22 protein-coding genes and 1 pseudogene are annotated in these 24,189 nt (G+C 40.3%); 5 read left to right on the top strand and 18 right to left on the bottom strand.

From position 1 onward, the window contains the following. Positions 1 to 106: 106 nt before the first annotated feature. Positions 107 to 1,312, top strand: a complete 1,206-nt coding sequence (locus tag WNY98_RS11255) for an MFS transporter (protein ID WP_170072036.1) — start codon at positions 107 to 109, stop codon at positions 1,310 to 1,312. 342 nt (positions 1,313 to 1,654) lie between these two features. On the opposite strand, the gene WNY98_RS11250 is transcribed toward WNY98_RS11255, so the two are convergent. The 4 genes from WNY98_RS11250 to WNY98_RS11235 all read right to left on the bottom strand — a co-directional run bounded on the left by WNY98_RS11250 (position 1,655) and on the right by WNY98_RS11235 (position 6,920). Then, positions 1,655 to 2,701 (bottom strand): NAD(P)-dependent alcohol dehydrogenase, encoded by a 1,047-nt coding sequence (locus tag WNY98_RS11250; RefSeq protein ID WP_197185402.1) that lies wholly within the window; start codon positions 2,699 to 2,701, stop codon positions 1,655 to 1,657. 139 nt (positions 2,702 to 2,840) lie between these two features. After that, positions 2,841 to 3,554, bottom strand: coding sequence for a DUF1499 domain-containing protein (locus WNY98_RS11245; RefSeq protein ID WP_170072034.1), 714 nt, complete (start codon positions 3,552 to 3,554; stop codon positions 2,841 to 2,843). Between the two features lie 108 nt (positions 3,555 to 3,662). Next, positions 3,663 to 5,003, bottom strand: coding sequence for a DUF1501 domain-containing protein (locus tag WNY98_RS11240; protein ID WP_342877934.1), 1,341 nt, complete (start codon positions 5,001 to 5,003; stop codon positions 3,663 to 3,665). Between the two features lie 9 nt (positions 5,004 to 5,012). Next, the gene (locus tag WNY98_RS11235) at positions 5,013 to 6,920 is read right to left on the bottom strand and encodes a DUF1800 family protein (RefSeq protein ID WP_342877933.1); all 1,908 of its coding nucleotides are present in this window, start codon (positions 6,918 to 6,920) and stop codon (positions 5,013 to 5,015) included. 170 nt (positions 6,921 to 7,090) lie between these two features. Between WNY98_RS11235 and WNY98_RS11230 the strand changes: the two genes are divergently transcribed. Both WNY98_RS11230 and WNY98_RS11225 read left to right on the top strand, forming a co-directional pair. Next, entirely contained in the window at positions 7,091 to 7,306 is a 216-nt protein-coding gene (locus tag WNY98_RS11230) for a hypothetical protein (protein ID WP_010555169.1), read from the top strand. A gap of 32 nt (positions 7,307 to 7,338) precedes the next feature. Beyond that, positions 7,339 to 8,163, top strand: coding sequence for an alpha/beta hydrolase-fold protein (locus WNY98_RS11225; protein ID WP_342877932.1), 825 nt, complete (start codon positions 7,339 to 7,341; stop codon positions 8,161 to 8,163). A 98-nt stretch (positions 8,164 to 8,261) separates the two neighbouring features. Here the strand turns inward: WNY98_RS11225 and WNY98_RS11220 are convergent, their stop codons facing one another. The 5 genes and pseudogenes from WNY98_RS11220 to WNY98_RS11200 all read right to left on the bottom strand — a co-directional run bounded on the left by WNY98_RS11220 (position 8,262) and on the right by WNY98_RS11200 (position 12,520). Next, positions 8,262 to 8,606 carry a hypothetical protein gene (locus tag WNY98_RS11220; RefSeq protein ID WP_076925131.1) on the bottom strand — a complete coding sequence of 115 codons (345 nt, stop codon included), beginning with the start codon at positions 8,604 to 8,606 and terminating at the stop codon, positions 8,262 to 8,264. 60 nt (positions 8,607 to 8,666) lie between these two features. Then, a pseudogene (locus WNY98_RS11215) lies at positions 8,667 to 9,040 on the bottom strand (nuclear transport factor 2 family protein); the annotation flags it as partial. Between the two features lie 54 nt (positions 9,041 to 9,094). Then, a complete protein-coding gene (locus WNY98_RS11210) occupies positions 9,095 to 9,523 on the bottom strand; it encodes a hypothetical protein (protein WP_170072028.1) in 429 nt (142 codons plus the stop codon). 73 nt (positions 9,524 to 9,596) lie between these two features. Next, entirely contained in the window at positions 9,597 to 12,023 is a 2,427-nt protein-coding gene (hrpB, locus tag WNY98_RS11205; protein WP_342877931.1) for an ATP-dependent helicase HrpB, read from the bottom strand. A gap of 83 nt (positions 12,024 to 12,106) precedes the next feature. Continuing rightward, the gene (locus WNY98_RS11200; protein WP_342877930.1) at positions 12,107 to 12,520 is read right to left on the bottom strand and encodes a group II truncated hemoglobin; all 414 of its coding nucleotides are present in this window, start codon (positions 12,518 to 12,520) and stop codon (positions 12,107 to 12,109) included. A gap of 279 nt (positions 12,521 to 12,799) precedes the next feature. On the opposite strand from WNY98_RS11200, the gene WNY98_RS11195 reads away from it, so the two are divergent. Both WNY98_RS11195 and WNY98_RS11190 read left to right on the top strand, forming a co-directional pair. Further along, positions 12,800 to 12,997: a CsbD family protein gene (locus tag WNY98_RS11195; protein WP_166378494.1), complete on the top strand. Its 198-nt coding sequence runs from the start codon at positions 12,800 to 12,802 to the stop codon at positions 12,995 to 12,997. A 389-nt stretch (positions 12,998 to 13,386) separates the two neighbouring features. Continuing rightward, entirely contained in the window at positions 13,387 to 13,830 is a 444-nt protein-coding gene (locus WNY98_RS11190) for a hypothetical protein (protein WP_342877929.1), read from the top strand. Between the two features lie 74 nt (positions 13,831 to 13,904). On the opposite strand, the gene WNY98_RS11185 is transcribed toward WNY98_RS11190, so the two are convergent. From WNY98_RS11185 to metA, 9 genes are all read right to left on the bottom strand, one after another. Then, positions 13,905 to 16,166, bottom strand: coding sequence for a molybdopterin cofactor-binding domain-containing protein (locus tag WNY98_RS11185; RefSeq protein WP_342877928.1), 2,262 nt, complete (start codon positions 16,164 to 16,166; stop codon positions 13,905 to 13,907). Beyond that, on the bottom strand, positions 16,163 to 16,660 hold the full coding sequence (locus WNY98_RS11180; protein WP_342877927.1) for a (2Fe-2S)-binding protein: 498 nt from the start codon (positions 16,658 to 16,660) through the stop codon (positions 16,163 to 16,165). The genes WNY98_RS11185 and WNY98_RS11180 overlap by 4 nt, the downstream gene beginning before the upstream one ends. Positions 16,661 to 16,847: 187 nt before the next feature. After that, complete coding sequence (locus WNY98_RS11175) at positions 16,848 to 17,603, bottom strand: hypothetical protein (protein WP_342877926.1); 756 nt, start codon at positions 17,601 to 17,603, stop codon at positions 16,848 to 16,850. A 31-nt stretch (positions 17,604 to 17,634) separates the two neighbouring features. Continuing rightward, the gene (locus WNY98_RS11170; protein ID WP_342877925.1) at positions 17,635 to 18,249 is read right to left on the bottom strand and encodes a hypothetical protein; all 615 of its coding nucleotides are present in this window, start codon (positions 18,247 to 18,249) and stop codon (positions 17,635 to 17,637) included. A 212-nt stretch (positions 18,250 to 18,461) separates the two neighbouring features. Then, a complete protein-coding gene (locus WNY98_RS11165) occupies positions 18,462 to 18,827 on the bottom strand; it encodes a hypothetical protein (RefSeq protein WP_342877924.1) in 366 nt (121 codons plus the stop codon). A 1-nt stretch (position 18,828) separates the two neighbouring features. Then, the gene (locus tag WNY98_RS11160) at positions 18,829 to 19,296 is read right to left on the bottom strand and encodes a hypothetical protein (RefSeq protein WP_342877923.1); all 468 of its coding nucleotides are present in this window, start codon (positions 19,294 to 19,296) and stop codon (positions 18,829 to 18,831) included. Between the two features lie 223 nt (positions 19,297 to 19,519). Beyond that, entirely contained in the window at positions 19,520 to 22,150 is a 2,631-nt protein-coding gene (gene metH / locus WNY98_RS11155; RefSeq protein WP_342877922.1) for a methionine synthase, read from the bottom strand. Positions 22,151 to 22,159: 9 nt separating this feature from the next. Further along, positions 22,160 to 23,233, bottom strand: coding sequence for a homocysteine S-methyltransferase family protein (locus tag WNY98_RS11150; RefSeq protein WP_076925138.1), 1,074 nt, complete (start codon positions 23,231 to 23,233; stop codon positions 22,160 to 22,162). Continuing rightward, positions 23,223 to 24,170, bottom strand: coding sequence for a homoserine O-succinyltransferase (gene metA, locus WNY98_RS11145; RefSeq protein WP_007376156.1), 948 nt, complete (start codon positions 24,168 to 24,170; stop codon positions 23,223 to 23,225). The genes WNY98_RS11150 and metA overlap by 11 nt, the downstream gene beginning before the upstream one ends. Between the last annotated feature and the right edge of the window lie 19 nt (positions 24,171 to 24,189).

The raw sequence follows: 24,189 nt of genomic DNA, 5'->3' as shown, positions 1-24,189 counted from the left end.
TCTCACAGACTACCCTCTCACACCAAAATTTAAGCATACATATAATATTTTCTATTCAGAATTTATTGTGCAGTTTCATTTTTAAATTAAACCTAAGGGATCATCTATGACATCAGATGTAACGTCGGCATCTAGTCAACTTAACAGAACTGCTATTTTACTCGTATTAGCGCTTGGCACATTTATTTTAGGATTATCTGAATTTTCGATGATGCCTATGCTGCCACTAATTAGCGAAACATTTGGCTCAACGCCATCACAAAGTGGCTATGCAATTAGTGCTTACGCCATTGGTGTTGTAGTGGGGGCGCCTATTTTAATGCTTACCACTGCTAATATGAGAAAGCGCAAAGCATTGCTCATATTTATAAGCTTAATGTTTATCTCAAACGGATTAAGCGCGATGGCAACGTCGCTTGAGCAGTTGGTTATATTTAGATTTTTAAGTGGTTTACCTCATGGTGCATATTTTGGCGCGGCTATTTTATTAGCATCGGATATTGCCCCAAAAGGTAAGCGTGCTAGCTTTATGTCTAAGGTGTTTATGGGTTTAACTGTGGCCACTATTGTTGGTGTGCCTGTTGTAACACTTGTGGGTCAAAACCTTAGTTGGCGGTATTGTTTAGCCGGCGCTGCAGTGCTTGCATTTATTGCTTTTATTTTTGTTTATAAAGTAGTGCCTAATATAGATAACGCTAAGCCTTCTAACTTACTAAACGAGTTTGGCGTACTTAAAAACAAACTGGTTTGGTCTATTTTGGGTATTGTAATTATTGGCTTTGGCGGGGTATTTTGTATTTATACTTACATTGCCGACACCATCTTAGTGGTAACAAAAACAGCCCCGTATACTATTTCTATCGCAATGGTAATGTTTGGTATTGGTTGTACGCTCGGTAACTATGTACTGGGTAAAGCTGCCGATAAATCAGCAATTAAAACGACTGGCCTTGCGCTTGTATGTACCATTGTATTTGCCTTCGCTTATGTAACGGCAAGCCATAATATTTGGGCTCTTTACGCGGTGATCTTCTTTATTGGTTGCAGTGTGGGCTTAGCTACGCTGATTCAAACGCTTTTAATGGACGTTGCACCCGAAGGCCACGCTATGATTGGTGCCTTAGTACAGTGCGCATTTAATACTGCCAATGCTATAGGCCCTTGGGTCGGCGGAATTGCAATAGCCCAAGGTGCTGCACCTAATCAAACAGGTTACGTAGCAGCTGCATTATTTTTAGGTGGCTTGGGTATGTGGCTACTAAGTTACTTACAACTAAATAAACAGCAACCAACAGCGCAAGCCGCTAATTAACCTGAGTTCAGATTACTTTGAAATACAAAAAGAGCCGCTAATTAGCGGCTCTCTTATTTTTAATTTACCTAGGGCCTGTTGACCTTTCAGGATTGAAATTTGTTCAATCTAGGGGCGATTTAATCGCGGCGTGAGGTTTGTAACCTAGTGGGCTAAGTAAAAACCGAGCAACAAAGAGTAAATTGCCCCTAGAAAGAACCCAAAGGGCAGCGCATGTTTGGCATTTATGCTGCGTTATCGCCTACTTATGGGGAATAACCACACTACATAGGCTCTGCCTTGCCTAAATACCAAACAGTCTGCTGCAAATTCAACCTCGAAAGATAAACAGGCCCTAGTAAATTAAGCGTTTAACGATGCCATATCAATAACAAAACGGTATCGTACGTCAGACTTTTCCATACGCTCGTATGCAGTGTTAATTTCGTCAATGTTGATCATTTCGCACTCAGGTAGCACGTTGTTTTCACCACAAAAGTCGAGCATTTGTTGTGTTTCTGCAATACCACCAATAAGTGAGCCTGCAATACGACGGCGACCCATTAATAATGGCACCGTGCTTAGCTCATCTACAGGACCAACTTGGCCAACAATAACTAAAGTACCATCTACATCAAGTAGCGGTGTGTATATAGATAAATCATGCTTCACAGGTACGGTATCTATAATGACATCAAAGGCAGATTGCGATTCTTTCATTTCGTCATCATTAGATGACACTAAGTAGTGCTGAGCACCTAATTTAACCGCATCCTCTTTTTTAGACTCACTACGGCCAATTACCGTAACGCTTGCGCCCATTGCAACTGCATTTTTAACGGCCATATGACCAAGTCCGCCTAGACCAACAACACCAACACGGCTACCTTTTTTTACGCCCCATTTATGAAGTGGCGAGTAAGTAGTAATACCTGCACAAAGTAGCGGTGCTACGCGAGAAAGGTCTAAATTTTTTGGCACAGAAAGTACGAATTCTTCGCGTACAACAACATGTTTAGAATACCCACCTTGGGTCATTTCACCACTAATACGGTCTTTACCTGCGTAAGTACCAATCATGCCTTCGCGACAAAATTGCTCTTCGTCATTATCACATTGGTCGCAGCTTTGGCACGAATCAACCATACAACCAACAGCAACCGTGTCGCCTTGCTTATACTTTTTAACGTCGCTACCTACCGACATAACTTTACCGACAATTTCATGCCCAGGCACCAACGGGTAGTCACTGCCACCCCAATCATTTCGTACGGCGTGTAAATCTGAATGGCACACACCACAGTATAAAATTTCAATTTCTACATCGTTATTTCGTAAATCGCGGCGCTCAAAAGAAAACTCTGTTAATTCAGAACCTTGGCTTTTTGCTGCATATCCTACTGTTTTCATAATAACTCCATAGTGGTTAAAAATTTAAATCATCAATAGCATAGTGCATAGCCCGTGAATAGAACCTGACAATATAAAATAGGCACAAAAAAAGCCCAACAATGTTGGGCTTTAATAACCTAATACAGGTTAAGTCGTTTTATTTTTCAAGTAAGGTATTTAGTTCATTAATAATTGAATGAATGCGCTCTGCATTTTTTCCTAAATCACTGCGCCCTACTCGCGACTTACTACGAATATCAACAAAACGTTGGCTGCCTTCATCTTTAATACGAATGACCACATCGTCTTTAAAACCAAACCATGTTGTTGTATCAGTAGCCTCTACAATACCTGTAGCCGTATTTGCACTTACTACAGCAAAACCAAGGTTTTTAACTGCTTGTTCGCTTGCTGTCATTAAATCGGCTTTTGATTGTGCAAAGCTTAACGTTGCCAGTTCAGGGTATGCTTTGCGTTGCTGCACTGCTATTTCTTCACCCGCGTATTCTACTGGGTTAGATGCATTTGCACGTAGTGGCGCAATTGCTACAAATTTTGGTGGGTTAACTAAATCAGTTGAAATGTCATGAATTGCCGGTACGCCTTCAGCCTTGTTCATCATATTAAGTGGCATAGCAATAGCCACAACCGAAAACACAAGTGCAATAACACCACTACTTAGCGTTAATGTTTTACGCATAAATAATACTTGTACTATAAGTAATACCAAAGCAGCGCCACCAGCGTAAACGCCATATTTAAAACCCGTAAACGCAACGCCTAATTCTACAATACCAAATTTATACAAAGGCCCTGGCAGTAGTACGAGTAAAAAAGCGATTAAACTAACTAAGCTCACTAAAACTTTCATTTTACAATTCCTTTATTGTGTGTGATTTTTATTATTGAAACAGATAAGCACTATTAACCAGTAGCTTATACTACTAACAAGCGCTTTTAGATTACTATTAGCGACTAATTACACAAAAAAGTCCAATGTTGTGTAATCAAAGTTACTTAAATTAGGAAAAATATCAGCAAGCTCAGAGCTTGGCACACCAAACCACTGGGCTAATGTGGCAAAGTACTGCTCATTAGCAACACTAGGAATTAAACGCCCGCCACCGGTATCTTGTGGCCCATCCAAATGTTGCGTTAGTAGCTCGCCATATATATTGCCACCTTTTACTGCGCCGCCCATTACTATTTGGTTTCCTGCCCAACCATGGTCAGTACCATCGCCATTTGAGGTCAACGTGCGACCAAAATCAGACATAGTAAACGCAGTCACTTTATCAGCCATATCAAGCTCTTTCATTGCGCTATCAAATTCACTTAATCCTTGAGCTAACGTATTTAATAAAGCAGGGTGCGTTGTTAATTGGTTGTCGTGCGTATCATAACCTCCCATAGAAACAAAAAACACTTGGCGCTGAGTACTCAATTTTGCCTGTACGCGAATTGTTTTCGCGACTGCTGCGAATTGCTCACTAAGGCTATTATCGCTAAATGGAGTAATAAATGCAGGCGCGCTTTCCAAGGCGCTGTTCATTGCTTGAGTGTTATTTATCGCACTTGTTAAACCATTAGCATAAGCAGTACTTAACGGATGCCCTGTATTACCTAATAAGCGATTCATAATAGCGGTTACGTGCTCGCTTCGAGGTTGATACCCTCCAAACGCGTTGATATTACTAATGCCGCTTTTGTTAAGCGCAAATGCACTCGTTGTACTTCCCGTTTGCCATAGATTAGTACCGTCGAGTGATACATTAGCTGCAAACTCATCTTGTAACTCTAAACGTTCTAAAAGTCGTGCGCCCCAACCACTGTTAAGTGATTGTTTTTCTCTACCATACATCCACGCAGCCTGCTGATCGTTATGCGAAAACAAATGCTTAGGTAAGCCTACTGTTTTATTTTTATAGTCACTCAATGTCGTGGGAGCGAGTAAAGTACCTACCCCGCCTATAAATGCTAAATTTTGAGATTCAAATACACTTTGTATAGGTTCAAGTGAAGGGTGAATACCGACTCCACCGGCAAACTGGCTTTTAATACTTAACTCAAGTGGGCTCTCTACCGCTAGGTTCTGCCTGCTTTGCTCGTAAACACTACGTTGCTCGCCTTCAAGCGGAACGAGCATATTTAACGAATCATTCCCTCCGTATAAATAAACACACACTAATGCTTTGTAATCACCTAGCTCAACAGCATTAGTCGCTCCAGTTAACGCTTGTAATTGCAGGCTTGTTAACGCGGCGGCCGATACGCTGCCTTTTACACATAACGACAAAAACTCTCTTCTATTAATGCTCATTATGCGCTCCTAATACTGCACGTTAAATTCAGGTGAAATAGCAATCATATATAATAAATACGAAACCCGTTCACGGTATTGCTCTTCATTAAAATAGGCATCTAAATCAAATAATGCTTGGCGAGTGTCACTGCTCATTGCGCCTGCAAAATATAGCGTGTTGTACTGAGTTAATAGCGCGCTAACACCGTTTTTCTCTAAAACATTCATGTCGTCTTGAACATAAACATAAATACCATTTGAATTTAAATCACTGTGCGCTTCTGCGGTACTCCACACTAAACTTGCGTAAAGCGCGTTCATGGTGCCAATCAGTGTTGCATCGTTTGCTATTTGTAATTCTGGCGCAACAATACCTTCATTTCGTAAAGCTGCGGTTTGATAATCAGGCCTAAAAAAGTTAAATACCGAAGCCGACTGCATGGGCCCTTGCCCGTAGCTATTTATTAAATTCCATGTTTTATAATAACCCGCTGGCGATTTAGCATCGAGGTTTCGCCAAAACTGTACAGTCTTTAAAATAGGCTCTTTAATTTTACCTTGGTAATTAAGCACTGAGCCAAAATGCCGCGCTTCATCATCTAAATAAATAGCCTTTACTACCGCCGCTAAATCGCCGCGTACACCAGCACCGTTATCAATAAATACATTAGCTACTCGCTCAACGTATTGAGGTGTTGGATTTGACGTAATTAATCGCTGAATAAGCTGTTTGCTAATAAACGGCGCAACATTTTGATGGTTAAATAAGTTATCAAGCGCTATATGCAATGACTCTTCTGCTGCATAACCTTGTGGTATAACCTCGCCATTTAGTAAGGTTTTTTGTTTACTAGAGTGGTACTCGTCAAACGCTTCCATTGGCTTAATATAATCACGAATTTTACGCTTAAATGTTTCACTATCGGCAAACGTCCAACCTGTAAATACGCGTGCAAAACCCTCTATTTCGTCCTGCCCGTAAGTGGCAATAGTATTCCCTTGGGCATCAAGCTTGGCGCTACCATCTAGGTTTAGCTCTTCAAGGCCAATAGTAAATAATTGCATTACTTCACGTGCGTAATTTTCGTCTGGGCGAATATTAAGTGCATCGTCTGCTTTTTCGTTACCCAAATGGCTTAAGTAAGTACCCATAATAGGCGAAAGCGTGACATCTTGGAGTAAGTCACGATAATTACCAAAAGCATGCTTTAGTAGCAAATCGTAATAAGTGACCATGCCCTCAGGTTGGCCTCTTAAGGCACTGTTTTCATCCGACACTACTAATATTTCACTTAACGCAAATGCAACACGTTGACGAAGTTGATCGTCACTTTGCATTACTGCCTTCCACCATGCGTCTATGCGGCTTATGTATTTAAAGTCGTCATCGTCATTTAGCTTTACTAAATAATCACGGTGATAATTAATAGGTAGCGCTATTTGTTTATCAAGCCATTGCTGCTCGCTTAAACCTTGTGCGCTTTGTATTTCACTAAGCTTAGGCCCCATTGTTGCTTGGTGTAGTAATCGTGCGGCGCTAATGTCATCCATATTATTACGTGCAGTAAAGCTTAGCGTTTTTACACTGCTTGCCCCTTCGTTATCGGTTGCAGTTACCGAAAAAGCATAATCAACAGGCTTATAACTTTGCGCATTTAGCAGTGTTACTGAGGTAGTTGCGGCCTCTAGAGGTCCATTAATTAGTTGAGGCCCTTGCGTTTGTTGCCATACAACCGATGTAATAGTGCCGTCTTTATCACTGGCTGTTGCTGTTAGCTCAATTGTTTGGCCTTTACTTAATTCACTAGGAATATCAGCGACTGACAAAATGGGGATTTTATTTCCGTTAACGGTTGGCGTATCATCGGAGCCTGAACCACCGCAAGCGCTTAGTATAAAAACCGAGCTTGCGATCAGAGCAAATTTATAATGCATGTAAAGTCGTCATCACTTGTTAATTAAAGTACGCTAGTGTGTACCGAGTTTGATGCATTTATTGAAACACAAAATTTACAATTTAACTCTTTATTTTTTGTAACCGAATCATGAACGCCCCATTAATAATGCACCAGCTGCAGGGGTAAACAGCCAGAGCTTTATTATTTATGAAAACAGAAATTCGCTATTGTTTTGAATCTTCACAAGTTGCTAACCGATTTTTACACGAGCTCAAAGACTGGCCGGTTAACGATGTAAAAACACGACTTTTTAATGGCGGCGATAGTGTAAAAGTGACATACGAATACGACGAAAGTGGTTTTGACTACACCTCAGCAGAGCTCGACGACCTAGCAGAAAAGCATGGCGGTAAAGAAGTTTAAATTAAGTGATAACAATAACTAAAGGCAATCTAATGAAAAATAAAGTGTTAAGTTTATTTACAATAATATGTTTAGCTTTTAGCTTATTAAGCCATGCAGAACCGATTAAAACAAAACCTTTTAGTATTGGTGAAACCTTTACCTTTAAATCAACCACGCTTGAGCAGCAACGCACTATAAACGTTTACTTACCTAATAGTTATGAGCAATCAAGCGATAAGCATTACCCTGTTATTTACTTACTCGATGGCTCAAAAGATGAAGACTTTATTCATATTGCAGGGCTTGTACAATTTGCTTCTTTTCCGTGGATAAACCATATACCCGAAGCCATCGTTGTGGGTATAGCAAATATCGATCGTAAACACGATTTTACATCACCGAGTAATAATGCCCTCGATTTAAAAGACTTGCCAACGCACGGTGGCTCAAAAAAGTTTATTAGTTTTATAAACGACGAACTACGCCCACTGATCAATAAAACTTACCGTACCAACTCAACAAGCACTTTAATTGGTCAGTCGTTAGGTGGTTTACTAGCCACCGAAATTTTATTTAATCATCCTGCAATGTTTAATCATTACGTAATAATTAGCCCAAGCCTATGGTGGGCCGATAATGAATTACTAAATGGCCCTTTTGAGCCAACTACCTTTCCTCAATCGGTTTATATTGGTGTAGGTAAAGAAGGTGAGCTAATGGAAGGTTTAGCAAAGCAATTACATAAAAAAGTCACGCCTATTCTTAGTAGTAAAAGCCAAGTGCAATTTGGCTATTTTGAAAACCTAGATCACACTGAAACACTACATTTAGCGATATACGATGCTTTTAAAAAAATGAACTATCATCCCGAATAGTTAAGTATAAATAGTTAAATATAAATAATTTCATATAAAAACGCTAATAATGCACTGCATCATTGGCGTAAAATTATATTGTAACTAACAAAATAAAATTACTCTTCTACAGAAAATTCAACTTTTGATGGAGACGAACTCGCAAGATCCAGTACTTCGTAATAATTTAAACCATCTATTTTTTTGCCAATAATAAAGTAATTCATTTCTCCCATCATGGTCGGGTCGCCTATTATATCTTCTGCGCTTTGCACGTCAGAAAACTGAATTGCGATTAAAGCGCCTAAAAAACGCATGGAATCTTGAGGCTTTAATGCTTTTAAAACTTTATTAACTCCCACTTGAGTTGTCTCTGGTGTGGAGCCATCAAATCTAAAATCATTTTTTGTGCTAACGCATGCACTAAGCATTAATATTGATAATGCGATAAGTAAATGTTTCATATATATCCTTATTTGTTTTATTAGTTATTCGTTTATTCGTGATACTTGCGGATCATCGCCATTTTGCGGATGAATACCTTTTACATAGTTTTTATAACGAATAGCAAAGCCTGTATCGTTAAACACAAATGTATGAAGCAGTGTGCTTTCAAACAATGTGTGCGCACCTAAGTAAAAACTCATACCTTTGCGCATCTGCTTTTACCATCTGGAGTACGTGAGTCATCCGGTTGATACGGAATATGTTGATTGCCAATATCATCGGTTAACAATGCAAGGTAAGCTTCAAGCTCTTTAGCACCTGCGTTAGGTGCTTGTGTTGCGGTCATGGCATTGTAATAACTTTGTGCAAACAACTTTAGGTCTAACGTCTCATCGGCACGGGCTGAAAAGCTAAAAAATATAATTAATAGAAAGCTTAGCTTACACTTCATAACGATTACTTTTAAAAAAGTATTTTTACTAAAACGACTAAATTTATTAATACATTAATTTTTTAGCGCAGCTTTTCTTGCAAGCTCTTTTATATCTTCATCGATATTGTCATCAAAAGACATTGAATAAATTCTCCAACCTTCTTTCACTTTAAAAAATTGAAATTCAAAACGAATAGGCTGCCTATCGTAGGTTACTAGGTAGGTTACATGAACAAAAAGCTCCCCAACTTTATAATCAGAAACCTTATTAATGAAATTAATTTCACCAACAAGATCATCAAGTGAGGATAGCTGTGTTTTTATCTGTTTTACCTGATCAGGTATCGACGACACATATTTATTACTTGCGTAAATGGAATCAACAGCATCGCTTGTTTTTTCATCAGCGTACAATTCAAAAAATTTATCAACTTCTTCTTGGTAATTGTTAGCACTGACACCCGATGAGAGTAGAAGTAAAGCAGCAAATATTATTTTCATTTTTAACATTCCTTATTGTTTCTAATATAAAAACACACTATTTAAAGTAAATAAAGTTATAAAATACGGCAAATTACATTTTGCTCTTTACTCTATTTGTTGCAACGCTGTTGGCAGGTTCGTCCGGCCAAAAATGCTTAGGGTAGCGGCCTTTCATTTCCTTTTGCACATCGCGGTAACTGCTAGCCCAAAAGTGTGCTAAATCTTGAGTAAGTTGCAGTGAGCGTTTACCTGGCGATAGCAACTCCATAAGTAATGGCAGTTTACCGTTACCGAGCATAGGTGTACTGGTCAAGCCGTAAACTTCTTGCATACGCACGCTTAGCTTTGCGGGGCCATCAAGTTGGTATTCTATTTTTATATTTGAGCCACTGGGCACAGTTAAGCGCAGTGGTAACAGTGTTTTTAAAGCGGTTTGTTGTTGCCAATCAAAGCAGTTTTGTAATGCTTCAAAGTAGTTAAACTTTTTAAGCTGCGTGAGCGTTTTAATATCTTCTAAAAACACGCCTAGCCACTGCGCTGCACTTTGAATGAGTTGTTGCTCATTTATTTGCGGGAATTTATCGGGCATTAACTTACTTGCTAAGCTCATGCGTATCAGCAATTGCTGCGCATCAGGTTGCTCGTTAAATAATGCAAAACCGTGTTTAGCAAATAAGTTAAGCCACGCTTTAGCGCGCTCGCCCTTATCTAGTTTTTGTTTACTAGGTTGGCTGGTGAGTGTTATAGCCCCGAGCTTTACTTCATCTTGATGAATAAAACGTGCTGATTTTTCGTCAAACTCACAGCGAGTAAGTTCACTAAATAAATGCGGTAAAAATTCTTGTAACTCAAATGGGTTAAGCGCAGTGGCTGTAAATATACGCCCTCCTTTGTGCCCACCCATGGTTGCTATGGCTAAGTAATCGTCGTTGTGCCAGTAATCGGCGTTTAACTCAGCACCTGCACCATTGGCAAGTAGGTAACCATTACCGCGTTTTTTAGCAATACGATCTGGGTATGCCAATGCCACTAGCAAACTTATATAATGCGTATTTAATTCGCTGTTTTCGTCTTTTACTTTTAAGCGGTTTTGCCAATACTTTAACTGTTGTTTAAATACCGGATGTGGACGTTGCTGTTGGCTATGCAACGCTAAACTCAACTCGTTTGCATTGTTTACTCGGCTCTCAAGTAATGCCACTAAATAAATAGCGAGCCTAAAAATACCAGGGAGTTGGTCATCAAGCATATGGGCTTTTAGTAGCATATGCGCCAAACGAATATCAGCACCAAAACCTAACATTTTACTGCCAAGCTGGGTAAGCTTACCTTTGCTATCAATAGCTTCTAGCATGTTAAGCAGGTTACTTGCTTGCTCGCATTGCTGCTCAGTGGGCTTATCGAGCAAGGTTAGCTCATCAATACTGGCTCCCCATTGCTTTGCCTCTAGCATAAGTTGGCTTATGTCTGATGTGAGTATTTCGGGATTGTCGTGGCTATTACGGCGCTCAAAGGTTTGCTTTGAACCAAGCCTATATACAATACCCGGCTCTATTCGCCCTGCACGTCCTGCACGCTGCACAGCAGAGGAGCGCGATATACTTTGTGTTGTGAGCTCAGTAACCCCTGTTTTTAAATTAAAGGTAGCTGCACGGCGCTTGCCGCTGTCAATTACAATGCGAATACCTTCGATAGTTAAACTGGTTTCGGCTACATTGGTGGTAAGCACTACTTTGCGCATACCGTTTGGTGCAGGGGCAATAGCAGCTTGCTGATTAGCTTTATCTTGCTCGCCAAATAGCGTTGCGACTATGCAGTTACTGGGTAAATCGTTCAGTGCTTGTTGCACACGTAGTATCTCAAATTGCCCAGGTAAAAATACCAATGCACTGCCTGTTTGCTCATTAAGTGCTTGTTTTATTATGGTAGGAATTGCATCAAGCCAGCGGCTTTCATCTTTTATGGGTATGTATATTTCGTCTATTGGGTAGCTGCGACCGCTTGACTGAATTACAGGGCAATCAAAAAACGCAGTGTAACGCTCAGTATCTAGCGTTGCCGACATAAGCATGATGGTTAAATCTTCACGCAGTGCACTTTGGGTCTCGAGCGCAAAGGCAAGTGAGGTATCTGCTGCAATTGAACGCTCATGAAATTCATCAAATATAAGTAAATCTATATCGCTTAATTCGGGGTCGTTTTGCAGCATGCGCGTAAGCATGCCTTCGGTGACTATTTCGAGGCGCGTATTAGCGCTTACTTTACTCTCGCCTCTAATCCGCAAACCCACACTTTGCCCAACACTCTCGTTTTGGCACTTTGCTAAATAACTGGCAATATTACGTGCAGCTATTCGGCGAGGCTCTAGCATTACAATACGTTTAAAATGCCCGTCGCGCATAAGCTGTAGCGGCAACCACGTAGATTTACCAGCACCAGGCGGCGCTTGTAGTAACGTAATAGGATTACGTTGTAATGTAGTAATGAGTTGTTGATATATGTCTTGAACAGGCAGCACAGCTATTTACCCTAAATTGCTTTGCAGGCATTGTAACAAAAAACCAAAGCCTAGCTGCGATTGATGTTTATTAATAATTGCTATTAACTACCGGATACCATTCTAATTCGATCAGCAGGTACGCGTAATTGCTCCATTAAGTAAATTTTAAATGAGGCTTCGTAAGGTTGCTCATCAACCGCTTTTTGCATGCATAACAGCCATGCACCGCTTTGCTCAATTCCTACATGTAAATGTTTGTGCGCTTGAGGAATGTTAATACTGCCAAAATGTTCAGCGTATAATTTAGGACCACCTAGCCAGCCCGACAAAAAATAAGTGAGCTTTTTTCGCGATGCCGATAAGTCTTTTGAATGCATACTCCTTATATTTTCAGCCTCTTTTAAAGCGACCATATTATCGTAAAACGCATTCACCAATTGTGTAATACCTGCTAACTCACCTGCCATTTTGTATGAGCAGTCACCTACCCCATATTCACACGTTTTAATATTCATAACTCACTCAGGTTAACTACTTTATTTAATACCTGCATATTAGCTTAAAACAAAAGTTTAAGAATGAGTTACATCAAAGCGGCGTAACTTATGTCAGCAATAATTACAGGCTGCTATGTATATTTTTTAATAAAAACACAATATTAAAAACAACAACACTCAACATAAAAATATAACCAACTGATAATAAAAACAATAAATTCATCATTATCTCTTGGTATAAGGCTTGCTACTTTATAATTGACAGTCAATTCACTAACCTAAAGTAAGGATAAACTTATGAACAGCGATCGTATCGAAGGTAATTGGAAAGAACTTAAAGGTAAGGCTCAACAAAAATGGGGCGATCTTACCAACGATGATTTAGATAAAATTGAAGGTAGCCGTAAAGAGCTTGTTGGTAAAATTCAACAGCAATACGGTAAATCTAAAGAAGAAGCTGAGCGCGAAGTAGATGAATTTGAAAAAGGCCATTAAGCCGCGTTAACCGCTTTAAAAAAACCGCCATTTTGGCGGTTTTTTGTTATGGGTTATAAATTTCATAAAAAATTAAGACCCTATTTTTTGTCTTTTAATATGTTTACATACTGATTTTACGATAAATATTGAGCCTATCTTTTATATTTAGTTAGTTATACTATTTAGTCCAATACTACGATGTTTATCTTGAGGAAAAAGAGTTTAAATAGCTCTAAGGACTCCAAATATTGCTGGGAGCTAAGGTGGGATGGTAATTTATCCAAAATGGACTCACTGCACTTTATAAGTCCCACAACCTCAACATTTGCCCATTAAGCTAATTACTTTTTAACCAGTCATCAATTTCAAACAATCAGGTGATTCCACTTGTTATATAGGATACTAAAATGAAAAAAAGCCTTTTAGGATGCTTAGCTTTTTGCATTATGGGATGCACTGGAGTAGTAATAGCTGAACAAACATCTTTAGAAAAACAGCTATGCGACGACTATAATAACGACCAAGCTGTTGTTATTATTGGAAACGTACCGCTTGAAGAATCACAATGGTATGCAGATTGGTCATCAACTCTCAATAGCTTTGTCGCTTCAAACAATGAATTCTTTAATGTGTATAAAGCCAACCAGCTTACTCATACTGAGTTGAAAAATTACTCTGTGTTATTTAGTAAAAAGTCAAAGCAGAGCTATCTACTTGAAGAGGTTGTTGAACCTCAGTCATATGAATATGTTCAGCTCGAATATACACAAGCTGATATACCTAAACATATAAGTGCGTTTAAACCGAATCAAATTAATAATGATTTAGTGAAAAAAATATGTAATTTATGAGTTTTAAGTGCGTTAACCGCTTTAAAAAAACCGCCATTTTTGGCGGTTTTTTGTTTAAGCTGTAGGTTATTTAGCTACGTTTTTAATTGGTTACCAATCGGTAACTGCCTAATACGCTTTCCGCACGCTGCAAAAATAGCATTACATAATGCTGGCGCATAAACTGGTGTAGACGGCTCGCCTATCCCTGCTGGTGGTGCATCACTTTGTACAATTTCAACGTCAATCTCAAGAGGTACGTCGCTCATACGCGGTACTCGATAATCATGAAAATTACTTTGCTGCACGCGGCCTTTGTCAAAGGTAATACCATCGCTGATTGCAGTTGTAATTCCGTAAATAGAGCCACCTTGGGTTTGGTTTTTAACGGTGTCGGTGTTTACAACCGTACCCGCGTCAATGACAACCCACGATTTAATTACGTTTAAATCGCCAGCATCCGACACTTCTACTTCTACTACCGTCGCTACGTAAGTTAAAAAGCTTCTATGTGCTGCTATACCTAAACCTCGCCCTTTAGGAAGTTCTCGCCCCCATTTACTCATGTCAGCTACTTTTTCAATAACATGGCGCAGCCTGCCAATATCTAACGGATAAACCGCTTTATCGCCACCGTAATTATCGTATGTAGCATTTTGCTCAGTTACATCAACAATACGACTCGGACCTATAGTGTCTAGTAAATAGTCTTTTTGGTCGCGACCTGCTTTGTGTGCTGCTTCGCCAATAAATGACTGAATAGCAAAAGCATGAAAAATATTTGATACAGAACGCATCCAACCAATTCGTGCTTTGGCAGGCGCATCACCGTTTTCTAACTTCATGTTAGGTGTGTTAATGAGGTTATCGGTAAATCCTAAGCGCAGTTCAAAGCTCCCTGGCGTAGTCGCCCCTTCTGAAAAGGTAGAGGTAATTGGTGAAAACGCGGTGCGGTGTAAATAAGATTCTATAGCGCCATTTTTATCTAGCGATGCTTCAATGTGCTGAGCCGAAACTGCATGGTAAAAGCCATGTTGTATGTCGTCTTCACGCGTCCATTGAACACGAATAGGTTTGCCTACTTTCATTGAAAGGTAAGCTGCTTCTGCTGAAAAGTCAGGTTTTGATTTACGCCCAAAGCCGCCGCCGAGCATAGTAACGTGAACATTAATTTTGCTCTCATCCATGCCAAGCATTGCAGCCACTGTTTTCATATCGGCTTGTGGATTTTGCGTAGCAGCCCATATATCAATACTGTCTTTGTTGTACATAGCTGTTGCACAAGGCGGCTCCATTGGGGCTTGAGCAAGGTGCGGCGCGTAATAATCAGCTACCAATTTATTGCTCGATTTAGCCAACACGCCCATGGCATCGCCTTTATCACGTATGTTTGCCTGTGGAGTTTGTACTGTTTGTAATAATGACTTTTTAAATTCTTCTGAATTGTAATCGCCATTTTTGCCATCATCCCACACGACTTTTAATGCTTTACGCCCTTGCCATGCAGCCCATGTATTTTTAGCTATAATCGCAATGCCACCTTTTGGCTGAAACTGCGGTGCGCCTTTTGGTGCAGGGATTTCAATAACATCTATAACGCCGCTTATCGCTTTTGTAGCACTGGCATCAAATGACTTAACAACACCGCCCACTACTGGCGGGCGTTCAATTATAGCCACCAACGCTTGTGGTTCGCGTACATCGGCTGCAAATATTGCTTTACCTGTTACTAAATCGGCTAAATCTATGTGCGCCATGCCGGTATTAATATAGCGCCATTCTTTGCGTGTTTTAAGTGTTAGTTTATCAGCTTCTGGTGGCGTTATTGTAAGCGCTAAGTCGATTAAATCTTTATAAGTAAGTGATTTACCTGAGCTGTGAGTAACAACGTGTTGATTAGCAGTACAGGTTTGCGGGTCAACTTTCCAATACTTAGCGGCAGCGTGCTGCATCATGTAACGCACACTTGCGCCCATTTCACGTAGGCGCTGCATGTTGTAGCGAATACTGCGCGAGCCATCGGTATTTTGATCGCCGTATTTAGGGTCGCCCTTCCCCTGAATAACAATAACCTTATCCCACGCGGCTTCCATTTCATCGGCAACTATTTGTGCAATTGCAGTGCGAATTTGCTGACCCATTTCAGAGCGATGACAGGTTATTTCAACCATGCCATCCGGGCGCAGTGCAATAAATAAGTTTGCGCGCTTTGCTTGCTCAGATGGCTGCTCTAACACGCCAGCAATCGCTCTTGGCGCACTGCCTACAAAGTAAGTACCGAGTACCAACGCACCTATTGCACTGGTTTTTAAAAATTGACGGCGGTTTAAATCAAAGTATTTGTTATCTTGGTTCATACTCCTTCCCCTTGTTCATTTGGGTCAAAATATTGAACACTCGCCATTGTTTTAGCAGCTGATTTAATTGCTTTATGAATGCGCGGATACGTACCACAACGGCAAATATTACCTGACATATTACTTACTATTTCATCATCGGTAGGGGTTGGGTTTGCTGCTAATAAACTCGCAGCTTGCATCATTTGGCCGCACTGGCAAAAACCACACTGCGGTACTTTATGCTCAACCCATGCTTGTTGCACGGGATGGTCGCCCTGCTCGCTTAACCCTTCAATTGTTGTAATTGAAAGACCCTCTACTGCCGCTACAGGCAATACACACGAGCGCTGAGCTACCCCATCAATATGCACGGTACACGCACCGCACTGAGCCATACCACAGCCAAATTTAGGCCCAGTTAAATTCAATTCGTCTCGCAGGTACCATAATACTGGCGTTGACGGATCGCCAGAAAACTCATGTTTATTACCATTAATGGTAAGCGTGATCATACTAAACTCCTTGGCAAAGCGCTTTAAAGGACGGTTCCTTGTTGCGCGAGAACTATTTTTAATTACTTACTATTTTATACTTACTACTTTTAGCCTACCACTTAGATCTGTTTTATAAAAATACTAATTATTAGAACGTTTAACTGCTAAAAACAGATCTACATTACCAAGCATACTAAAAAATACATTAATGAGTGCTTATAACATCTTCAGACAACAACCTCTCATCGTCTTTATAAACTTCAAGCCAACCTGGCGGTGATGTATCGCAGCCAATAATAGTTACTTGTAGCACATAACTATAGCGACCATTTTTAAAGGTATAATGATGATTCCCACCGCTACCTTCAAATGTAATATCGCCATTTAGTAAAACCATATCGGGCTTGTCGCTTGGTTTTTTATTAATACCCCACACTGCATACCGATAATGATGATCGCCTAAATCATCAACTCGAATATGGTAGCTAGACGTTTTCCAATCGAGTACTGGCTTTTCAAAAGTATTAATACTTGTGTGCAAGGATTGCTTACCTTGTTCGATTAAGCTTTTAGCAAGTGCCTGCTCTTTAGTATTTTGTGTATTTACAGCAATAATTTTACCGTCTGTATCAATCCACATAACGCCGTTATTTAGCATAATGCCACGCCAACCGACACTGTCCCAATCGGTATCAATATTAGAGCTACCAATAACTGCGGCGAGTTCATCATTAAATATCTCATCAAAGCGGTTAATAAACTCAGCTTTATTTTTAATGTCAGGTATCGGGTATCGTCGTTTCAGCGGGTAACTAACAAGTGCTGCAATTGCGGCTTTGTCATTAGCTTCAAATGCAGCAATAACAGGTGAAATGAACTCGTGATATTTTTGCTCAAGAGCAAATGTGTTAGATGTAAAAAGTAGAGATAGGCACAGTAGGATGTGGTTTAGACGTTTCATTTATAACCATCTAGCTACAAGAATGAAGATATTAAGTATTATAAAAATATTTCTCGATTCCTTTTGAATTAACTTTACTAAATCTAATAACTTCTAATTCATATTCATTATGAATTTTTATGATCCACTGATATTGGAGCTTGTAAAACTTGATTACATCAGTTTGGCGATACTTATCTTCAGAAGAGTTCAAAAAGTCATATAAGCAAATATATGCTTTCCCAACAGTGACTCTATAATGGGCGTTCAGGTTACTATCTGATTTAATATACTGGAAGATCTCTTTAGCTATTTTAGGGTTACTATGAACATCTCTAAAACTTAACTCTTTCTCATCTATGACTATTTTACCATCAAGTGCTTTTTCTAAATATAATGCAGCTTCACGTATTGCTGAATGTGAGATATTGATCTTGCTCTCATATAAAGTATGAGAATATGACTTCTGAGTATCTATATATGTTTGAAATAGAAAGTACGCACTAATTACGCTAAAAGGGACTGTAATAACACCTGAGATATAACCACCAAAACTGCCCCAATCACTTGATTGGACTGATAGCTCGCCATGAAATGTAGAGAAATATAAACTGAGAGCCAAAATAACCCAGCCTAATAATACTATTGGAATTATCCACTTTTTCATAAACTTAAACTTCCCTGTGCAACGATGACAACTAATTCTATATTATTTAACGATAAACAACATCTCACTTAACAAAGTAGATCAATACATTCCATAAGCAGCTAAGAGAAAAAATTTAAAGTTGCTCACTAACCTGACCACAAAAAAGCGAGCCTAATTAGGCTCGCTTATCTTTATTAGTAGATTGATAATATTGTCTGCTTATAGATTTATTAAAATCTATAAAGATTAACAATAAATATAAAAGTCATTGCTCCGAATATAAGAGAAGCTAATGCATTTAAGTAAATCCTAAGGTTATAACTCTTCAATAAACGCTCTTTTATTAAAGCTATTGGAATCAAAGCTAAGCACAAATATGCAAACCAAGGGGAAACGAATATATCTGCCAAGTTAGATTCCATTAAAAGAGCATTATCACCGTATGTTGCATCGCTAATGCCTTTAAATCTCTCGCGGTCGAATGCTATAACTGAAATCCCTAATAACAAAACTATATGGGAAAACAACAACGCAGAATTCAGAATCCGTTTCCACAAGCTGACCCTCTCATTTTTATTAGAAGATAAGAGAGTCATTTTATTTCCCTTTGACAGCTTCTAATTGTTGCTTTGTTATGAGTGATTTAAGCTTCCCTCTTATTTTAGTCGAAGATATCTGGAAGCCAGAAGCCTTAATCCCCATTTTTTCAATTACAGTGACAGGCGATCCCGTTTCATCCACAACCTTAACAGTTACATCCGCGTTGCTAGAGCCAATAGTAGTCCCTGAAACTGTTATATCTGATAGTTTGCCTACTAGGTTTATATGTTTTAATAATTCTCTTGGCTTACCTTCATTTATTTTCATCCATTCGGTAGAAACATGCCCGACTAATATCGTACTTGAATCTGACCCTAGAGATAAATGATCTGTAACGCCATATACTCTGGTTGAAGCGCCTCTATTTTCACGAATTTCAACGTAACAACCAGAAACGGCATTAACACCAAATCCTGTGTTAGCTAAGCCAATACCAAAACCACTAATACTTAATCTAATTTCCATGAGATTTTCCACTAACTTTCCTTAATTTTTAGATGCGAGGTACAAATATTATACTGACCCTCGATATATTTCAATACAGGTACAATAAAAATTGGATTTTAATAAATAAAAAATACTAATACTTACTAAGTATCCATGGTACGCAAAATTAAAACCCCGACTTTAATTAAGAGGAGCAAATCATTAAACTGACGGCTGATAGTTTACCTCTTAAAGCTTCGCTCTACTCCGGATCATACCCCAAGTTAGGCGATAGCCAACGTTCAGCTTCTTCAAGCGTCATATTGGTTCGTTTAGCATAGTCTTCTACCTGATCCTTTTGCACTGCGGCTACTGCGTAGTACTTAGCCTCTGGGTGTGAGAAATACCAACCTGAAACAGCAGCACCTGGCCACATGGCGTACGAGCTAGTTAGCTGCATGCCAATGCGCTTTTCGGTGTCTAATAATTGCCAAATTTTCTTTTTCTCAGTGTGCTCAGGGCACGCAGGGTAACCTGGCGCTGGGCGAATACCTTGGTAGTTTTCGCGTATTAGCTCATCGTTTGCTAGATTTTCGTCTGGTGCAAAACCCCAATACTCTTTACGTACTTTTTCGTGTAAGTATTCTGCAAACGCTTCGGCGAGCCTGTCGGCAACCGCTTTAATCATTATTTTGTTGTAATCGTCTTGCTGTGCGTCAAACGCATTTGCTAAGTCGTCTTCTTCTAAACCGCCCGTTACTGCAAACGCGCCAAAATAGTCAGGCGTGCCTTTGGGTGCTATGTAGTCGGCTAGGCAGTAATTAGCAAAGTCGGTTTTTTCGGTTTGCTGACGTAAATGGCACGAAGTAGTTAATACTTCTTTGCGTGTTTCGTCGGTGTATATTTCTATGTCGTCCCCAACGCGGTTTGCTGGGAATAAACCAATTACGCCAAGTGGTTGCAAACTGCATGCTTTTTCAAGGTCGTCTAACATGTCGTTAGCATCTTTAAATAAGCTTTGTGCTTGCTCGCCTACTACTTCGTCGTCCATTATGCGCGGGTATTTACCGGCGATTGACCACGTCATAAAGTATGGCGTCCAGTCTATGTATTTACGTAAAGTCGCGATTGATACGTTTTTAAATTCAGTCACGCCGAGCTTTTTAGGCACCGGTGGCGTGTAGTTATCCCAATCAAGCTGTGCAGCGTTATCGCGGGCACGCCCAATGGTAACCGGCTTAGAGCGTGGTTTTTTACGCGCTTGCTGCTCGCGCACTTTTACATATTCAGCTTTAGTTTTAGCTAAAAAGTCAGGTTTAATATCTTTTGATAATAAGTTTGAAACCACACCAACCGCACGACTGGCATTATTTACATACACAACGCCTTTGTCATATTGCGGCTCAATTTTTACTGCGGTATGCGCTTTAGAGGTAGTTGCACCACCAATTAGTAGCGGCAGTTCAAAACCACGGCGTTTCATTTCTTTTGCTACGTGTACCATTTCGTCAAGCGATGGGGTAATTAAGCCCGATAACCCAATAATATCGGCTTTTTCGTCGATGGCGGTTTGTAGTATTTTATCAGCCGGTACCATTACGCCTAAATCGATTACTTCATAGTTATTACATTGCAGTACCACGCCCACAATATTTTTACCTATGTCGTGTACGTCGCCTTTTACGGTCGCCATCACTATTTTACCGTTAGTTGAGCCTTCTTCTTTTTCAAGCTCAATGTATGGGTCTAGGTAGGCTACAGCTCGCTTCATTACGCGCGCCGATTTAACCACTTGTGGTAAAAACATTTTACCTGCGCCAAATAAGTCGCCTACTACGTTCATGCCGTCCATTAACGGCCCTTCAATTACGTGAATAGGTTTATCGGCAGCAGCACGGCATTCTTCGGTATCTTCATCAATAAAGGTAGTAATACCTTTAACAAGCGCGTGCTCAAGGCGTTTTGCCACGGGCCATGTGCGCCACTCTAAATCTTCTACTCGCTCGGCTTGTGCCATGCCCGAATACTTAGGTGCAAGCTCAACTAAGCGCTCACCTGCGCCTGGGTCGGTGTTAAGTATTACGTCGGTAACGGCTTTACGAAGCTCTGCTGGTATATCATCGTAAACGGCGAGTTGCCCCGCATTTACAATACCCATGTCCATGCCAGCTTGAATCGCATGATATAAAAACACCGAGTGAATAGCTTCACGTACGGGGTTATTACCCCTAAACGAAAACGATACATTTGATACACCGCCCGACACTTTACAGTGCGGCAAATTTTGCTTAATGCGGCGTGTACCTTCAATAAATTCTACGGCGTAGTTGTCGTGCTCTTCAATACCGGTGGCTACGGCAAATATATTAGGGTCGAAAATAATATCTTCTGGCGCAAAGCCAATGTCTTCTACCAATATTTTATAACTGCGCGCACATATTGCGAACTTACGGTCTGCCGTGTCGGCTTGCCCGTCGGTATCAAACGCCATTACAACAGCGGCTGCACCAAAGCGTTTTATTATTTTAGCTTGGCGAATAAACGGCTCTTCGCCCTCTTTTAACGATATTGAGTTAACAATTGCCTTGCCTTGAATACACTTTAAGCCGGCTTCTATTACTTCCCACTTTGAGGAGTCGACCATAATTGGTACGCGTGAAATATCAGGCTCTGAGGCTATTAAGTTTAAAAACTTAACCATGGCGGCTTTTGAATCCAACATGGCTTCATCCATGTTTATATCAATAACCTGTGCGCCGTTTTCTACTTGTTCACGTGCAACTGTTAACGCTGCTTCAAAATCTTCTTCCATGATTAGGCGTTTAAACATAGCCGAACCAGTTACATTGGTACGCTCACCAACATTGGTAAATACTGCTATTTGCTGTGTCATGCTGGCTCCTTAATTTAAGTTACAGGCTTCAAGGCCCGATAAACGCATGCGTACTTCAAGCTCTGGCAATTGGCGAGGCTTAACGCCTTCAAGCCCTTTTGCAAACGCGCGAATATGTGCAGGTGTTGTACCGCAGCACCCGCCTACTATATTAATAAAGCCCGATTTACCCCAGTCAATAATCTCGGTTGCCATTTCAGGTGCTTCTAAGTCATATTCACCAAACTCATTAGGCAAGCCCGCATTAGGGTGAACCGATGTAAATGTTTCGCACACGCGTGATAGCTCTTCTACGTATTGACGCAGTAAATCAGGGCCAAGCGCACAGTTTAAGCCGATTGATATAGGCTTAATATGGCGAATAGAATTATAAAATGCTTCGGTTGTTTGCCCTGAAAGCGTACGGCCTGAGGCGTCGGTAATAGTCCCCGAAATCATAACTGGCAATGTGCGCCCTGCTTGCTCAAAAGCTTCTTCTACGCCAAACGAGGCGGCTTTTGCATTAAGGGTGTCGAATATAGTTTCGATTAATATTAAATCGGCGCCGCCTTCCATTAATGCAAGGGTAGACTCCACATACGCAGTAACCAACTTATCAAAGGTGACATTTCGATAACCCGGATCGTTTACGTCTGGCGAAATTGAGCACGTTTTAGATGTCGGCCCTAAAACACCGGCTACATAGCGCGGTTTTTCTGGCGTTTTAGCCGTAAATTCATCGCAAATTGCGCGTGCTAATTTAGCTGACTCTACGTTTATTTCGCGGCTTAGGCTCGCCATATCGTAATCTTCCATCGAAATAGTGGTCGAGTTAAACGTGTTGGTTTCGATAATATCGGCGCCCGCTGATAAAAAACCACTATGAATATCAGTGATTAAGTCGGGCTTGGTTAGGCTTAATAAATCGTTATTGCCTTTAATTAATACATGCCAGTCTTTAAAACGCTCGCCGCGATAGTCTTCTTCTTCTAGCTTATGATCTTGGATCATGGTGCCCATAGCACCATCTAAAATTAAAATGCGTTCTTTTAATGCTGCACTTATTTCGGCGTGTTTATTATTTGTAGGCGCGTTATTCGGCATAGTTGTTAGTCCTCACATCTTGGCTAACTAAATTAATATCATACGGTGTGGTTTGGTACACGTAGTAATTTAACCAGTTCGAAAAAAGTAAAAAAGCATGGCTTTGCCACGTTTTTGAAGGTTGTTTGGTTGCATCATCATCTGGGAAGTAATTTTCGGGTTTTGGTGCATTAGGACTTTTTTTACAATCGCGCTCGTATTCTGCTTTTAGCGAGTCGGCGTCGTACTCAGGGTGACCGGTTATAAACACTTGGCTACCCGATTTATTTTTAAGTAAGTAAGCCCCCACTCGCTCAGAACCTGCCAGTACTACTAGCTCATCGCAGGCGTTTATTTTATTTATATCAATGTGGCCATAACGTGAGTGCGGTACTAAAAAGGTGTCGTCGAATCCGCGAGTCAGTGCACCGTGATCAAAATAACATTGGTGGGTAAATACGCCACACAGTTTGTCGTCTTTTAAATCGCGCTTTAAATTGTAGCGATGATATAGCGCTGCATGTGCTGCCCAACACGAAAATAACGTAGAGGTAACGTGCTGCTCGGCCCAATCAATAATGACCTTTAGCTCATCCCAATACGCTACATCGTCGTATTCTAAATGGGCGAGTGGCGCACCAGTTACTATTAGCGCATCGTAATTGTTGTCTTTTACTTCTGAAAAATAACGATAAAAGGTATCAAGGTGCTCTTCTGAGTTGCTACTACTGCGGTGAGTGTCGAGGCGCAGTAGCTCTACGTTCACTTGCAAAGGCGAGTTGGCAAGCAAGCGAATAAACTGAACTTCGGTTTCTACTTTATTAGGCATTAAGTTTAAAATAGCCAAACGCATTGGGCGTATTTCTTGCGTTTTTGCACGTGTTTTTGGCATTACAAATACGTTTTCTTGACGTAAACGTGCAATGGCCGGCAACTCGTCTTTTACTGTAATTGGCATACTTTACTCCTGCTCATAA

It is taken from the genome of Pseudoalteromonas sp. AS71 (genome assembly GCF_038900275.1).
GTDB lineage: Bacteria > Pseudomonadota > Gammaproteobacteria > Enterobacterales > Alteromonadaceae > Pseudoalteromonas.
This window is presented reverse-complemented; position numbering and strand designations above follow the sequence as displayed.

Coding starts and splice junctions, on each gene's coding strand:
- WNY98_RS11230 (WP_010555169.1), top strand. CDS start 7,091: ATGAAAACAGAAATTCGCTATTGTTTTGAATCTTCACAAGTTGCTAAC.
- WNY98_RS11180 (WP_342877927.1), bottom strand. CDS start 16,660: ATGATCACGCTTACCATTAATGGTAATAAACATGAGTTTTCTGGCGAT.
- WNY98_RS11170 (WP_342877925.1), bottom strand. CDS start 18,249: ATGAAAAAGTGGATAATTCCAATAGTATTATTAGGCTGGGTTATTTTG.
- WNY98_RS11200 (WP_342877930.1), bottom strand. CDS start 12,520: ATGAATATTAAAACGTGTGAATATGGGGTAGGTGACTGCTCATACAAA.
- WNY98_RS11255 (WP_170072036.1), top strand. CDS start 107: ATGACATCAGATGTAACGTCGGCATCTAGTCAACTTAACAGAACTGCT.
- metA (WP_007376156.1), bottom strand. CDS start 24,170: ATGCCAATTACAGTAAAAGACGAGTTGCCGGCCATTGCACGTTTACGT.
- WNY98_RS11195 (WP_166378494.1), top strand. CDS start 12,800: ATGAACAGCGATCGTATCGAAGGTAATTGGAAAGAACTTAAAGGTAAG.
- WNY98_RS11235 (WP_342877933.1), bottom strand. CDS start 6,920: ATGCATTATAAATTTGCTCTGATCGCAAGCTCGGTTTTTATACTAAGC.
- WNY98_RS11185 (WP_342877928.1), bottom strand. CDS start 16,166: ATGAACCAAGATAACAAATACTTTGATTTAAACCGCCGTCAATTTTTA.
- WNY98_RS11240 (WP_342877934.1), bottom strand. CDS start 5,003: ATGAGCATTAATAGAAGAGAGTTTTTGTCGTTATGTGTAAAAGGCAGC.
- WNY98_RS11160 (WP_342877923.1), bottom strand. CDS start 19,296: ATGGAAATTAGATTAAGTATTAGTGGTTTTGGTATTGGCTTAGCTAAC.
- WNY98_RS11250 (WP_197185402.1), bottom strand. CDS start 2,701: ATGAAAACAGTAGGATATGCAGCAAAAAGCCAAGGTTCTGAATTAACA.
- WNY98_RS11210 (WP_170072028.1), bottom strand. CDS start 9,523: ATGAAAATAATATTTGCTGCTTTACTTCTACTCTCATCGGGTGTCAGT.
- WNY98_RS11225 (WP_342877932.1), top strand. CDS start 7,339: ATGAAAAATAAAGTGTTAAGTTTATTTACAATAATATGTTTAGCTTTT.
- WNY98_RS11165 (WP_342877924.1), bottom strand. CDS start 18,827: ATGACTCTCTTATCTTCTAATAAAAATGAGAGGGTCAGCTTGTGGAAA.
- WNY98_RS11150 (WP_076925138.1), bottom strand. CDS start 23,233: ATGCCGAATAACGCGCCTACAAATAATAAACACGCCGAAATAAGTGCA.
- WNY98_RS11220 (WP_076925131.1), bottom strand. CDS start 8,606: ATGAAACATTTACTTATCGCATTATCAATATTAATGCTTAGTGCATGC.
- metH (WP_342877922.1), bottom strand. CDS start 22,150: ATGACACAGCAAATAGCAGTATTTACCAATGTTGGTGAGCGTACCAAT.
- WNY98_RS11190 (WP_342877929.1), top strand. CDS start 13,387: ATGAAAAAAAGCCTTTTAGGATGCTTAGCTTTTTGCATTATGGGATGC.
- WNY98_RS11245 (WP_170072034.1), bottom strand. CDS start 3,554: ATGAAAGTTTTAGTGAGCTTAGTTAGTTTAATCGCTTTTTTACTCGTA.
- WNY98_RS11175 (WP_342877926.1), bottom strand. CDS start 17,603: ATGAAACGTCTAAACCACATCCTACTGTGCCTATCTCTACTTTTTACA.